Raw genomic sequence first — 13,838 nt, 5'->3', positions numbered from 1 at the left:
CTCAGCGAGAAAACCGGCTGCGATACTCCCGGGGGGATATCGAGAGATGGCGCTGAAACGTGTGGCGCATTCGTTCCTCGTCACCGAAACCGCAGGATCGGGCGATCTGGTCGATGTTGCGCGGGGAGTCTTCGAGCATTCGACGCGCGGCTTCAAGGCGGAACATCTCGATGGCTTTGGCCGGGGTCCGGCCGGTCTGGCGTTTGTAGACCCGGGCAAAATTGCGCGGGCTCATCCTGGCCTGCCGGGCCAGCCGCTCGACGGTGAGGTTGTTGTCGTCCAGGTGCTCGGAAATCCACACGTGCAGTTCGTCGAACCCGGCGCTCTCTTGCATCTGCAATTGCAGCAGTTGGCTGAACTGCGCCTGCCCGCCGGGGCGCTTGAGAAACACCACCAGCTCACGGGCCACCTGCAGGGCCACATCGCGACCACAGTCGGCTTCGACCAATGCCAGGGCCATGTCGATGCCGGCGCTGACACCAGCCGAAGTCCACACATTGCCCTGCTGGATGAAGATCGCATCGAGGTCCACCTCAACCGACGGGAAACCGCTCTTGAGCATCTCGCACATGGCCCAATGGGTGGCGGCCCGGCGTCCGTCCAGCAAGCCGGCTTGGGCCATGAGGAAGGTGCCGCTGCACACCGATGCCGTGCGCCTGGCCTGGACCGAGGCCTTGCGCAGCCAGCGCACCAGGTCGACACAGTCGATCATCGCCTGCCGAATGTCCGGTGCGCCGGGCACGATCAGCGTGTCGATGAGCGTCCCGTCGAGCTCATGCAGGGCACGGGTGTCCACGACCAGGCCTTCGGCGCTTTGCATCAGCCCGCCGACCAGGCTCGCGGTGTGCATGGCGTAGCCGGGCAGGCCGCGTTCGGTCATGGCTTTGGTGGCGGCCCAGAACACGGTCTGGGCCCCGGTCAGGTCCAGCAAACCCATCTGCGGGTAGGCCAGGAATACCAGGGTGCGCGGTTGGGAAACGGATTCGGTGGCGATGCCGATATCCTGGGACATTTCGTTCATGTTTGCTTCGCGCCGGGTGTTCGTCAGGGGAGGTCTGCAAGGTTATCAAGTGATCGTGCCCGTGGGTGCGGCTTCATGGGCTCGGATACCGAATATTTAGGTGCTATTGATATGCCATTAAGGTATTTAAATTAATATTCTTATAGCTTTAAAGTCGTGGCCTTCAGTCTTTCACCTACTGTGAGGTTCACCAGACCATGGCTTTCAAGCGTCCTGCGCTCACCTTGTTGGTTTCCCTGGCGGCCACTGCGCTGCTCAATCCCTTGGCCCACGCCGAGGGCAAGATCAGCATCGCCCAGCAATTCGGTATCGGCTACTTGATCCTGGATGTGGTGCGTGACCAGCAGCTCATCGAGAAGCATGGCAAGGCCCAGGGCCTGGATATCAAAGTGGACTGGAACAGCATTTCCGGCGCGACGGCGATGAACGAGGCTTTGCTGACCGGCGCCCTGGATGTAGTGTCGGCAGGCGTTCCGCCGATGCTGACGATCTGGGATCGGACCCGCGGCAAGCAGAACGTCAAGGCCATCGCCTCGCTGGGATCGATGCCCAACTACCTGCTGACCAACAACCCGAACGTGAAGAGCCTCAAGGACTTCACCGACAAGGACCGGATCGCTGTCCCGGCGGCGGGTGTCGGGTTCCAGTCGCGCACGTTGCAGATCGAAACCGCCAAGGTGTTCGGCAACGATCACTTCAAGAAATTCGACGATATCTCGGTCAGCCTCCCGCACCCGGATGCGACGGCGGCGCTGATCGCCGGCCAGTCGGAGATCAACTCGCACTTCTCCAGCCCACCGTTCCAGTACCAGGCACTGCAAAGCCCCAATGTGCACAAGGTGCTCAGTTCCTATGATGTGCTGGGCGGGCCGGCGACGTTCAACGTGCTCTACACCACGGAAAAATTCCACGACGAAAATCCCAAGACCTACAAGGCGTTCTACGAGGCCTTGGTGGAGGCGCAAGGCATCATTAAGGCCGACAAACCGGCCGCTGCCCAGACCTACATCCGCGTAGAACAGGCCAAGTTGCCGCTGGCGCTGGTGGAAAAAATCGTCACCGACCCCGAAATCGACTTCACCGTCGTTCCGCAACGCACCTACATCTATGCCGAAAAACTGCATGAACTGGGCGTGTTGAAAAACAAGGCCGACAGCTGGAAGGACTATTTCTTCGAAGAGGCCCATGCCGACGCCGGCAGCTGAATCCGGGCCGGCTATCCGTTTTCGGCACAATTGCACGACCGGTCCACGGGGCGGAATGGAACTTGCCTGAGCTTTGACCCATAAGCCCTGGAATCATCAAAGGTCGGGTCAATGAACAATGACAACATGGCGCAGCCAGTGGTCTCGTCGGATGGGTTGCCGATGCTGCCGATCAATCGGTTCCGTACCACGGACATCGATGAACACGCCCGCAACATGGGGGGCTGGCAGGTCTGCTATGACCAGTTGACCCCCGGTCGCTTCGACGGTGAGTTGATAGAGTTCCGCTCGGACTGGATGCAACTGGTGCGCGACCGCTCTAATCAGGCCCTGACCAAGCGGGGCATGGCCTGGGAGGGCGCCATCACCTTCAGCGTGCCGCTGAGTGCGGATGGACCGGTCTTTTGCTCCGGGCACCCGATTGTCGAACCCAGCCTATTGGTCGCCCATGGGCATAACCTGCCTGAGTTGCGCACGCCCCAGCATCTGGATCTGCTTGGTGTCGCCATCGACGAGCAGGCGTTGGAGCATGTGCTGGAGCGGCAAGGCAGTCGCTTTCGAATTACCGATCTTCCCAAGTGTTACCGTCTTGGCAATTCGACGCTGCCCGTCGAGCTTGCGGCGTTGTTCGATGAGCTTGAAGGGGGCGAGCAGGGGCGTGACTCGTTGCTGGAGTACGAGTCTATTCGCCGGGGCCTGCGTGACACGGTGATGTTGCACATACTGGAACTGGTGGCGCCGGACCAAGCACCGCCGCTCAGTCCCACGGCGCGCAAACGCATGGTCGACCGCGCCCGGGAGTACGCTCTGGCCCATGTCGATGAGCCGCTGTCGATCCTCGACCTGTGCAATCACATCGGTGCCAGCCGACGCAAACTGCAGTATTGCTTCCAAGAGACCCTGGGCATCAATCCGGTGGCTTATCTGCGGGCGTTGCGCCTCAATGCAGTGCGCCGTGAGCTGCGCAATGGCGATCAGGCGCTGGGTGTGCAGGAGGTGGCGGCACGCTGGGGGTTCTGGCATTTGAGCCGGTTTTCCAGTGATTACCGAACCCTGTTTGGCGAAACCCCGTCACACACCTTGCGTCGCACGCATCTGTGCTGAAAACGGATAACGGCTGACCGGCCGGCTCCCTAGGATGACCCCAACACCACATGGTCGGAGGGGCATTCGATGTACCAAAACAAGAAAACAAACGTCTGGCACTGTACGTGGTTAACCCTGGGGCTGATCGGTGCCTGCACCGCTGCCCATGGCACCGAAAACGGCGCGCCGACCACGGCGGTCGGGGTCTATGATTTCGGCGCCGGCATGATGCCGCCGGCCACGCCCTTTGGCACCGTCGGCCTGCGCACCGCGTTCTATTCGGCCAACGTGCAGAAAGATCGCCACGGCAAGTCCGTGGACAACAATTTCTCCCTGGATGTCTTGTCCATCGGCGTCGCCTACATGCGCATGACCGATTACACCGTGTTGGGCGCCAGGTATGGCTTCGGCGCCGTCGTGCCGTTTTTCCAGATGGACGCTTCGCTACAGGTGCAGACCCCTGTCGGCCCGCTGGACCTGGAAGCCGATCCGTTTCGCATGGCCGACATGCAGGTATTGCCGGTGATCCTGCAGTGGACCCTTTCGCCGAACCTGTTCGTCAATGCCCAGTTCCAGATCCAGGCCCCCACCGGCGACTACGACAAGGATCGCTTGATCTCGCCGGGTCTCAACCACTGGACCTTCTCGCCGATCCTCAACGCCACGTACATCTCCGACAGCGGTTTCGAGGTGTCTTCGAGCTTTGAAGCCGACATCAACACCCGCAACCACGCCACCGACTACAAGAACGGCGTCGAGTACCGTCACGAATTTGCCGTGGGCCAGCACGTCGGGCCATGGACCTTGGGCGTGGGCGGGTACTACTACCGTCAGTTCACCGATGACGACGCGCCGGGGCTGGAAACCGGCAATCGCGCCCGGGTGCTGGCCGTCGGGCCGGCGGTGAGTTACTTCAAGCCGGGCATCCCACCAGTGTGGCTGCACGTCTACAAGGAGCTTGATGCGCGCAACCGCGCCGAAGGCTACACCGCCGCGTTACGTATCTCTCAAAGCTTCTAAGGGGCTCGTCATGAACCAATCAAGTTCCGTTTCAACGGCTGGCGCTCCATTGCGCCAGGCCGGTCGAGGCGAAGGGCTGGTGCTGATGCTGGGCAGCAGCCTGACCATCATGGGCTCGGTGATGGTCGCGCCCATCCTGCCCCGGCTGGGGGCCGAATTCGGTCCCCTGGAGCCTCGAGCCGATCTGCTGGTGCCGTTGGCGATCACCGGGCCAGCCCTGGCGATAGCCTTGTGCGCGCCGTTGGCCGGCTGGCTGGCTGATCGGGTAGGGCGCAAGGCTTTGCTGGTGATTGCTACCTTGCTCTACGCCGTGCTCGGCGCGCTGCCGGCCATGCTCGACAGCTTGCCGTCGATTGTGGGGACGCGGCTGTTGTTCGGTTGTACCGAGGCTGCGGTGATGACGTGCTGCGCAACCCTGATCGCGGACTATTGGCACGGCGAGGAGCGCCTGCGTTACGTCAACCGTCAGGTGGTGACCATCGGCCTGGTCGGCGCACTGTTTTTCGTGGTGGGCGGAGCGCTTGGGGAGCACTCGTGGCGTTCGCCGTTCCTGTTGTACTTGCTGCCCCTGTTGCTGGCGCCGGTGATGATGAAGGTGCTGTGGGAGCCACCCGTGGTGAAGCGGCTGGCGGTCGAGCAGCAGGTCGATGAATCCGGACCGGCCAAGGTCGCGGTGCTGCAATTGGTGGTCGGCTACTTGATGATTCTGGGCGGCATGGTGCTGGCCTTCGTCATGGCCATCCAGGCGCCGACATTGTTGGTTGGCCTGGGCATCACCTCGAGCACGATGATCGGCATGGCGGCGGGGTTGAGCCTGTTGGCAACCTTGGGGGGGTCGTTGGCGTGGCCGCTGTTGCGCCGTCGCTTTGGCATCGCTGGTTGCAACGCCTTGTTGCTGGGGTTGATGGGGATCGGGCTGTGGCTGCTGATGCGTGCGCAAAGCTACAACGCGGTGCTGGTGGCCGCGCTCATCCAGGGCCTGGGTTCCGGCTTGCTGGTGCCTAACGTCATGGCGCCGGTGATGAATGCGTTGACCGCCCGCACCCGTGGTCGCGGCTTGGGTGGGTTCACCTCGTTTCTTTACTTCGGTCAGTTCGTCAGCCCGCTGGTGGTGGCCGCGGTGGCCGCCTTCACCGGTGACCTTCGCCAGGCCATCCAGTGGCTGGCGTTCGCCAGTCTTGCTGGGGCGTTGCTTTGGATGACCGTTGGCCTGCGAGCGCGGGGCCACGAGCAGGCCAATCCCCTCGAATCACGTCAATCGTCATGAAATAAGGAACCTGAAGCATGGGTATGCAAGACATTCACCAATTGATGGACAACGAAGACGCCACCGGGCTGGCCGAGTGGGTCAGGCGCGGCGAAGTCCAGCCCGGCGAACTGCTGGAAACCGCCATCGAACGCCTGGAGCGAGTCGAGCCGCAGCTCAATGCGGTGGCCGAGCGCTTGTACGATTCGGCCCGGCAAGCAGCGCGCACGCCACAGGCTGGCCAAGGCCTGCTGGCCGGTGTGCCGACCTTGATCAAAGACCTGTTTTCGCCGGTCCACGGCGCGGCGATGACCAACGGCTCTCGTGCACTGGGCGACGTCCGGGCGGATTTCGAATCGGAAATCGTGACACGCCTGCGCCGTGCCGGATGCCAAGTGATGGGCACCAGCACTTCGCCGGAGTTCGGCACGTCGTACTCCACCGAGTCCGCGCGCTTTGGTGCCACCTGCAACCCTTGGAGCCGCGAGCACAGCGCCGGTGGCTCCAGCGGCGGCGCGGCGGCGTTGGTGGCGGCCCGCGTGGTGCCGTTCGCCCATGGCAACGACGGCGGCGGTTCATTGCGGGTACCAGCGTCTTGCTGTGGTGTGTTCGGGTTCAAGCCCAGTCGCGGCCTGATGCCGTCGGGGCCGATAGTGGGCGAGGGCTGGGCGGGGATGGGCACACCCCATGCGATTACCTTGTCGGTGCGCGACAGTGCGGCGCTGCTGGACGCCACCGCCGGGATGGACCTGGGGGCGCCCTATGCCGCGCCGGTCCAGGCGTTGCCTTATGTGATGGCGGTGCAGGCTGATCCCAAGCCGCTGCGCATTGCCCTGGTCGAGCAGCTCGGCCCTTGGCCGACTGCGCCGCAAAGCCTCCAGGCCGTGGGCGAGGCGGCCCGGTTGTGCGAGGCCCTGGGGCATCGTGTCGAACCGGTGAGCCTGCCGGTGGGATTGCTGGAGTTTCTCGACCATGTGTTCACCATCATTGGCGCCAGCTCTCGCCACTATGTCGACCTGCTGGGCCAGATGCGTGGGTTTGCCGTGCAGGCCGAGGAGCTGGAAGTGCGCACCCGGATCATCTTGCGGGACAAGGGCAACGTCAGCGGTGCCCAATATGCCGCGGCGGTGGAATGGATTCACGCCCTCGGCCGGCAATTGGCGGTGTTCATGCAGGATTACGACGTGATCCTGACCCCGGTCCTGACCCGCGAGCCGGTGCTGATTGGCGAGCTGGACCTGCAGGATGTGTGCATGAGCCTGGAGCAACTGATCGAGCGCTACCACAGCTATTCGCCGTTCACCGCGCTGTTCAATGCCAGCGGCCAGCCGGCGATGTCCGTGCCGTTGTCCTGGAGTGCCAATGGGTTGCCGATGGGGGCGCATTTTGCCGGGCGTTTTGGCGAGGAAAACACCTTGCTGGCCCTGGCCGCCCAACTGGAGCGCGCCCAACCCTGGCGCGGCCGAGTCCCAGCGGTCAACGCCTGCCGGCGGTGAAACTGTGGTGGTCGCGGATACCTTGGACGACTCGGAAAAACTGTGGGAGCGAGCTTGCTCGCGATGGCGTTGTGTCAGTCGGCATCGTTATTGCTGACAGTCCGCTATCGCGAGCAAGCTCGCTCCCACAAAGGGGGGCTGGGGAGGGCTCTGGGGTGTCGCTCCAGAGCCCTTTTGTTGCTCAGTAGCGGATCATCACCGATTTCAGTTCGGTGTAGTCGTCGATGAATGCACTGCCGAACTCACGGCCCACCCCGGAAGATTTGCTGCCACCAAAAGGCACGGCCGGGTCGAGCAGGGTGTGCATGTTCACCCATACCGTGCCCGCTTCGATGGCGGGGACCATGCGCAGGGCCTTGCCCAGGTCGTTGGTCCAGAGGCTGGCGCTCAGGCCGTAGGGTGTGTCGTTCATCAGTTCCAGCAGTTCCTCCTCAGTGTCGTAAGGAAAGAACGTGGCGATCGGGCCGAAGGTTTCTTCGTTGAGCAAGGCGTCGTCGCGGCGATTGGCAAGGATGATGGTCGGCTCGACATAGCAACCCTGCCCATCGATCAGCTTGCCGCCGTGGACGATGGTGTTGTTCTGCGCGCGGGCCTTGGCGAAGAATTCCGCGAGTTTGTGCTGGTGCTGGCGGTTGGTTACCGGGCCGAATTCGGTGCGTTCGTCCAGGGGCGAGCCTATGGTGAGTTTGCCCAGGCGCTGGGCCAGTTTGTCCATGATCGACTCGATCTGCGAGCGGTGGACGAAGAACCGTTCCGCCGCCGCGCAGATTTGTCCCGAATGCAGAAAGCCCGCCTCGATGATGCCGTTGACCGCCACCTCGGGGTCGATGTCACGCAGGAACCCCGCCGCATTCTTCCCGCCCAGTTCCAGGGTCGCCCGGGTCAACCCGGCGCCCATGGCCGCCTGGCCCACCGCCAGGCCGGTGGGCACGGAACCGGTGAATGAAACTTTGTTGGTGCCCGGGTGCTCGATCAGCCCTTTGCCCACCTGGCCGCCGCCCGTCAACACATTCAGGGCCCCGGCCGGCAGGCCGGCCTCCATGGCCAGTTCGGCGATGCGCAGAATGGTCAGGGGCGTGAACTCGCTGGGCTTGATGATGACGCTGCAACCGGTCACCAGCGCTGAGGCCAATTTCCAGATGGCGATCATGGTGGAGAAATTCCACGGCACGATACCGACCACCACCCCAACCGGTTCGCGCAAGGTGAACGCGGTGTAGCGTTCGCCAGCGAAGGAGGGCAACGAGGGGGTGATCGTCTCGCCATTGATCTTGGTCGCCCAGCCAGCGTAGTAGCGCAGGAAATGTGCCGCCTGGTCGACTTCGAAGGCCCGGGAGATGTGGATGATCTTTCCCGACTGGCAGGTTTCGATCTGCGCCAGTTCTTCGCGGTTGCGCTCCAACAGGTCCGCCAACTTGAGCAGCACATGGCCGCGCACCGCCGGCGCGGTTTGAGACCATTGCTCGAAGCCGCGACGGGACGATTCCACGGCCGCATCGATGTCGCCGGGGGTGGCATCGCTGACCTGGGCGATGACTTGGCCGGTGGCGGGGTTGAGGACGTCCAGCGTCTGGCGGCTCTGGCTTTCGACAAAGCCTCCGTCGATGAATAGGGCGTGGCGTCGACCGAGAAAGGCTTCGACCTGAGGCAGCAGGGCAATATCGCTCATGAGGGTTTCCTGATCGCGAACAAGGGAAAGCCCGAGAGTAATCCCGGCACGACCGCCCGGCTTGACTGTGCCTGCCTCGCTGTATGTCTGTGGCTGCCAGCCCGCGGGGCTGGCAGCCTGGAGCAAGGCCCATGCAGGCAGGGACAAGCCAGCCTGGCCGGTTTGCGATCAGATCCGGTTTCGACTTGATAGGCAAAGGGGCGGGCGATGTTTCTCCAGACCAACAAACAGAAACTGGCGTTGATCGCACAGGTGCAGCGTGTGCTGGCCGGCGAACCGGAGGGCACGCCGACGCTCGACGCCTATCCGCCACTGCGGGCCGTCCTTGAGCAGCACGCGGAGCAAATGACGAGTGTCACTGCGCAGTTGCACCAGGCCGAGGCACAAGTGGAAGCGCAAACCCTGCGCTGGCAGCAAAGCGAGCAGGCGTTGCACCTGGCTCGCCAGCAACTGGAGCAAGCCCGCGAGCGTGAGCAGGTGCTTGAGCGTCGTCTGGGCGAACACAACCAGCAGCTGCAGCAACATCGCCAGGATGCGCATATCTGGGAGTTGCTGCAGTCGACCCTGACGGAAGGCTGCTGGGACATTACTGTGGTTGACGGTGATCTCCAGCACCCGGCCAGTGCCATGCGCTTTTCCAGTCAGTTTCGTTCGCTGCTGGGTTACGAGCCCGACGACTTGCCCGATGGCTGGGATGCCCAGGTTGGCATCACTCACCCGGATGACCTGCCCAAGATCATGGCCATTTTCGACCGGGAGATCCTCGGACCCCAGGGCAGCGGTGAATATGTCTTCGAATACCGCATGCGCCACAAGCGCCGGGATTACATCTGGTGCCGCGAGCGCGGGCGGGCGGTACGCGACCCGTACGGGCAACTGGTCCGGGTCATCGGTGCGGTGCGTGATATCAGCGATGAGCGCTCGGCCCAGTCCACCCATCAGCGCATGCTGGAGCAGAACCAGGTGACCTACGCCCAGATTGCCACCGTGGTAGGGGTGATCAAGGGCATCGCCGACCAGACCAATCTGCTCGCCTTGAACGCCGCGATTGAAGCGGCCCGGGCCGGTGAGGTCGGGCGCGGTTTCTCGGTGGTGGCCGATGAGGTGCGCAAGCTGGCGCAAAGCACCCGTCAGGCGACCCATCAGATCCAGACCATGCTGCACCAGCACAGATAGACAAGGTAATCGCTACCCCGTAGGAGCTGACGAGCGGAGCGAGGCTGCGATCTTTCCCCGGCGCTTGAGTCTCGAGCGAGCTGAGCCCCAAACGAAAGATCAAAGGGTCGCAGCCTGCGGCAGCTCCTGCGGTTGGTTGTCAGAACGGAACCGCCACCACCAACTGGCTATAGGCGTTGGTGCCGTTGCCACCGACCTGATTGCCACCGTTGTCCGCATCCTTCTGCGGCTTGTACAGGCCCACCAGCGGCGTGACGATCAGGTGTTCGTTCACCGCCCATTCCACGTACAGGTCCAGCTCCTGCGCGTCGAGATTCAGCGCTTGGCGGGTGTGCAGGGTCTGGTAGTCGAAGAACAGTGCACCAATGGTCACGGTTTGCGTCGGCTTGAGCTTGAGGCCGACGTGCTGAATGGCGGTGTTGCTGTTGAACGGTCCGGCATAGTTGCCCGCCACTTCGCCCTGGAACCAGGTGCCATAGCCGCGGCTCTGGCCGTTGAACATCGAGTCCCAGTCCTTGGAATAGCGGCTGTAGCGATAGGTCAGGTCCGGTGTCCAGGGCAGGTCGGCGAAGGTGTAGCCGGCTTCGGCGTACCAGGCTTTCTCCGGGCCCGCGTCCTTGTCCTGCCAGGCGTACTCGAAGGCGAAATGCGCATTTTCGATGCCGGCATTGCCGGCGCCGCGCAGGCTGTAGATGTCCATGCCTTCGCGCTGCTTCTGGAAATCGCTGGCGTAGCGGTCATCGACATTGAGGCCATGGATATAGGTCAGCCCCAGGGTGCCAGGCGCCGCGGTGTATTCCAGGGTGCCGGCGGCCATTTCGGTGTTGGCCTGGGCGCGGTTGTCCGATTTGAGCCACATCAGGCTGCCGTGCGTGCCTTCCTTGCCGCCCAGGCGCAGCACAGCGGTCTTGTCGAAGGCATGCCGGGCTGCCAGGTAATAGGCGCCGCCGCGATTGAGCTCGCCATCGGCCACGCCTTTGCCCAGGTTCAAGCCATCGTCGTTGATGATGAAACCATCGCCGAGGGTAATCACCTGGCGACCGTAGGACAGGTCAACGCCGTCCTTGCCCAGTGCCGGGAACAGATCCCCCGAACGCCAGCCGGCAAAGGCTTCGTCGAACTTCGTGGTGTGTTCTGAGCCGTCGCTCAGGCCGGCCGCATCACCATCGCCCCAGGTGCCGGAGCTGACCAGGTTGGCCGTGCCGTAGACACTGCCCAGGCTGCCGAGTGTCTGGTCGATACTCAGGCCATACTTGATGAAGCCTTCGCGCCAGCTCGAACCACCGGCGGTGCCGTCGTAGTTCTTGCGGCTGTTGAACAGTCCGTAGACCGCCAGGAAGTTGCCGGTGACGGTGGTGTCTTCGTCGGCGTAAAGCTCATAAGCGTGAGCCGATGAATCGGCGACCAACAGGGCGATGCCCAAGCCGATGGCATTGCGCAGCAAAGGTGTACGGCGTGTGTGCTCCATGGTGGATTCCCCAGTGTGATAGGACAGCAGAGCGCGCATTAAAGGGAGCGGCACCCGGGGAAGTCTTTCACCTGCCTGCCATGGAGTTGATCCAGGCCGCCAGGGCGGCAGCGTTGGCAGGCAGCAACAAAACCGGCGGCAGACACGGGCAAGACGCCCGGGGCAGGGGCGGCGCAGAGTAAGGCTGCACGCAACGCCGTTTCGATCAGGGACCGGTTGGGGAAGGCATGATCGCCGGCTCCTGGACGGCTGTGGCATCCATACTAAAAATCCGCTTTCGAGGATCTGCACGATGTCGATCAATGACAGGCTCACCGAGCACTTGAACCGGGGTTCGGTGGGGTTTCCCACCGCGTTGGCCAGCACCATTGGCCTGATCATGGCAAGCCCCGTGATTCTTACTGCGACCATGGGCTTTGGCATCGGCGGCAGCGCCTTTGCCTTGGCGATGCTGATCGCCGTGGTGATGATGCTGGCCCAGGCGACGACATTCGCCGAGGCGGCGTCGATTCTTCCGACCACCGGCTCGGTCTATGACTACATCAACTGTGGCATGGGGCGTTTCTTCGCGATCACCGGCACCTTGTCGGCCTATCTGATTGTCCATGTGTTCGCCGGTACCGCCGAGACCATCCTGGCCGGGGTCATGGCCCTGGTGAACTTCGAACACCTCAACACCCTGGCCGAATCGGCAGGTGGTTCCTGGTTGCTGGGCGTGGGGTTCGTGGTGGTGTTTGGCGTGCTTAATGCGTTCGGTGTCAGTGCTTTTGGCCGAGCCGAGATCATCCTGACGTTCGGCATGTGGACCACCTTGATGGTGTTCGGCGTATTGGGCTTGATCGCGGCGCCGGCGGTGGAGCTGGAGGGCTGGTTCGGCGCTTCCGTGGTGGGCACCGACCTGGTCACGGTGCTGTCGCTGGTGGGCATGGCCATGTTCATGTTTGTCGGCTGCGAATTCGTCACGCCGCTGGCACCGGACCTGCGCCACTCGGCCCGGACCATGCCCCGGGCGATGATGCTGGGCTTGTTCAGCGTTGCCACCTGCATGTTCATCTACGGCGCGGCGATGAAGCGCCAGGTGGAAAACGTGCTGCTCGATGCCACCAGTGGTGTGCATCTGCTGGACACCCCCATGGCGATTCCACGGTTCGCCGAACAGGTCATGGGCGATATCGGCCCGATGTGGCTGGGCATTGGTTTTCTGTTCGCCGGTGCGGCGACCATCAACACCCTGATGGCCGGCGTGCCACGGATTCTCTACGGCATGGCGGTGGACGGCGCGTTGCCGAAGGTCTTCACTTATCTGCATCCACGCTTCAAGACGCCGTTGGTGTGCATCCTGGTGGCGATGCTGATTCCTTGCCTGCATGCGCTGTGGCTGGGCGGCAACCCCGACAACATCATGCACCTGGTGCTGGCCGCGGTGTGCGCCTGGAGTTTTGCCTATCTGTTGGTGACCGTGTCGGTGGTCAGCCTGCGGATTCGTCGCCCTGATCTGCCGCGGGCCTATCGCTCGCCGTGGTTCCCGTTGCCGCAGATCCTGTCCAGTGTCGGCATTGTGTTGGGCATGTGGTTCATCACCCCGCCCGGCATGAATCCGGCGGACATCTACGTGCCCTTCGCGGTGATGCTCGGCGGCACCGCGGCGTATGCCTTGTTCTGGACCCTGGTGGTGCAGAAGGTCAATCCATTCAAGCCGGCGTCGGTGGAAGACGTGCTGGCCAAGGAGTTTTCCCATGAGCCAGGGCAACCTGCGGGCGAGTTTATCGACCCTGCTGCAAAAACTGTCTGAGTTGTTCAGCGCCCGACGCGCCCCGGCCGGTTATAGGCCCGGGGTGACCCTTGAGCACCTGCGGCGCAACCTCGCATTGGCGCGATTCGAGGTGGCGGGGCCGGCGATGGCGACGGCTGCCACCGACGACGGCAGCTTGCAGTTGGAGATTGTCGAACGCACCGAGTCGCAGTTGTTGATGCACTTGGTGATGACCGAGTTCGTCCTGCGCGTGCCTGCTTCCCGAGAGGGCACGGCACGCCTGGAACTGCACCACGGCGGGGCTCTGCGGCGCAGCGGCATTCGTTGCCGGCAGCGGGACGGGCGCAGTGACCTGGCGGCGCGGTTGCAGGCGGCCGTGGAGAAGGATCCCGCGCTGTATCAGGCCCTCATGCCGCTGGATTTCAAACGGCTGCGCATCGATCTGCAGGGGCGCCAGTGGTGCGTGCGCCTGGAACACATGGGCGGTAGCGAAGTGGTCAATCGCATGCCGGCCTTTCGGCGCTATATCCCGTTGAGCCGCGAGCAGCGCGGCGCCTTGCTGGCAACCTTGAACGGCCTGCAGCGGGTACTGGCAACGCTCTGATCCTGTTGTGCGGTCCTGGCATCATTCCTGCTACTGCTCTGGCGATCAGGTACTTGTTGCGCGTATATAGATAACATGTTAACTATTGCCGCAC

General features: G+C 63.0%; 10 protein-coding genes and 2 pseudogenes. 9 read left to right on the top strand and 3 right to left on the bottom strand.

The window, feature by feature from the left end; all coding sequences use genetic code 11:
• Position 1 precedes the first annotated feature (1 nt).
• Entirely contained in the window at positions 2-1,012 is a 1,011-nt protein-coding gene (locus BT125_RS00235) for a GlxA family transcriptional regulator (protein ID WP_139271662.1), read from the bottom strand.
• Between the two features lie 206 nt (positions 1,013-1,218).
• Here BT125_RS00235 and BT125_RS00230 point away from each other — a divergent pair, with 206 nt between their 5' ends.
• From BT125_RS00230 to BT125_RS00210, 5 genes are all read left to right on the top strand, one after another.
• Complete coding sequence (locus BT125_RS00230; protein WP_072404235.1) at positions 1,219-2,226, top strand: ABC transporter substrate-binding protein; 1,008 nt, start codon at positions 1,219-1,221, stop codon at positions 2,224-2,226.
• A gap of 111 nt (positions 2,227-2,337) precedes the next feature.
• Entirely contained in the window at positions 2,338-3,330 is a 993-nt protein-coding gene (locus tag BT125_RS00225; RefSeq protein ID WP_072404233.1) for a helix-turn-helix domain-containing protein, read from the top strand.
• Between the two features lie 69 nt (positions 3,331-3,399).
• Positions 3,400-4,332: a SphA family protein gene (locus BT125_RS00220; RefSeq protein WP_072404231.1), complete on the top strand. Its 933-nt coding sequence runs from the start codon at positions 3,400-3,402 to the stop codon at positions 4,330-4,332.
• A 10-nt stretch (positions 4,333-4,342) separates the two neighbouring features.
• On the top strand, positions 4,343-5,599 hold the full coding sequence (locus BT125_RS00215) for an MFS transporter (protein ID WP_072404229.1): 1,257 nt from the start codon (positions 4,343-4,345) through the stop codon (positions 5,597-5,599).
• 17 nt (positions 5,600-5,616) lie between these two features.
• Entirely contained in the window at positions 5,617-7,074 is a 1,458-nt protein-coding gene (locus tag BT125_RS00210; protein ID WP_072404227.1) for an amidase, read from the top strand.
• Positions 7,075-7,255: 181 nt separating this feature from the next.
• Here BT125_RS00210 and BT125_RS00205 read toward each other — a convergent pair whose 3' ends face one another.
• Entirely contained in the window at positions 7,256-8,743 is a 1,488-nt protein-coding gene (locus BT125_RS00205) for an aldehyde dehydrogenase family protein (RefSeq protein ID WP_072404225.1), read from the bottom strand.
• 207 nt (positions 8,744-8,950) lie between these two features.
• Here BT125_RS00205 and BT125_RS29850 point away from each other — a divergent pair.
• Both BT125_RS29850 and BT125_RS29870 read left to right on the top strand, forming a co-directional pair.
• Positions 8,951-9,613, top strand: a pseudogene (locus BT125_RS29850) (PAS domain-containing protein); the annotation flags it as partial.
• A 105-nt stretch (positions 9,614-9,718) separates the two neighbouring features.
• Positions 9,719-9,910: pseudogene (locus tag BT125_RS29870) on the top strand (methyl-accepting chemotaxis protein); the annotation flags it as partial.
• A gap of 148 nt (positions 9,911-10,058) precedes the next feature.
• Here BT125_RS29870 and BT125_RS00195 read toward each other — a convergent pair.
• Positions 10,059-11,387 (bottom strand): alginate export family protein, encoded by a 1,329-nt coding sequence (locus BT125_RS00195; protein WP_072404221.1) that lies wholly within the window; start codon positions 11,385-11,387, stop codon positions 10,059-10,061.
• Positions 11,388-11,679: 292 nt separating this feature from the next.
• On the opposite strand from BT125_RS00195, the gene BT125_RS00190 reads away from it, so the two are divergent.
• Together BT125_RS00190 and BT125_RS00185 are read left to right on the top strand one after the other, a co-directional pair.
• Positions 11,680-13,179, top strand: a complete 1,500-nt coding sequence (locus BT125_RS00190) for an APC family permease (RefSeq protein WP_072404219.1) — start codon at positions 11,680-11,682, stop codon at positions 13,177-13,179.
• Positions 13,124-13,744 carry a DUF3156 family protein gene (locus tag BT125_RS00185; protein ID WP_072404217.1) on the top strand — a complete coding sequence of 207 codons (621 nt, stop codon included), beginning with the start codon at positions 13,124-13,126 and terminating at the stop codon, positions 13,742-13,744. Before BT125_RS00190 ends, BT125_RS00185 begins: the two co-directional genes overlap by 56 nt.
• The last annotated feature ends 94 nt before the right edge of the window (positions 13,745-13,838 follow it).

The sequence above is a fragment of the Pseudomonas sp. NFACC04-2 genome, from assembly GCF_900119265.1.
Taxonomy (GTDB): Bacteria; Pseudomonadota; Gammaproteobacteria; order Pseudomonadales; family Pseudomonadaceae; genus Aquipseudomonas; species Aquipseudomonas fluorescens_AA.
Note: the sequence above shows the minus strand (reverse complement) of the source record. Positions and strands in the feature narration are given on the sequence as shown.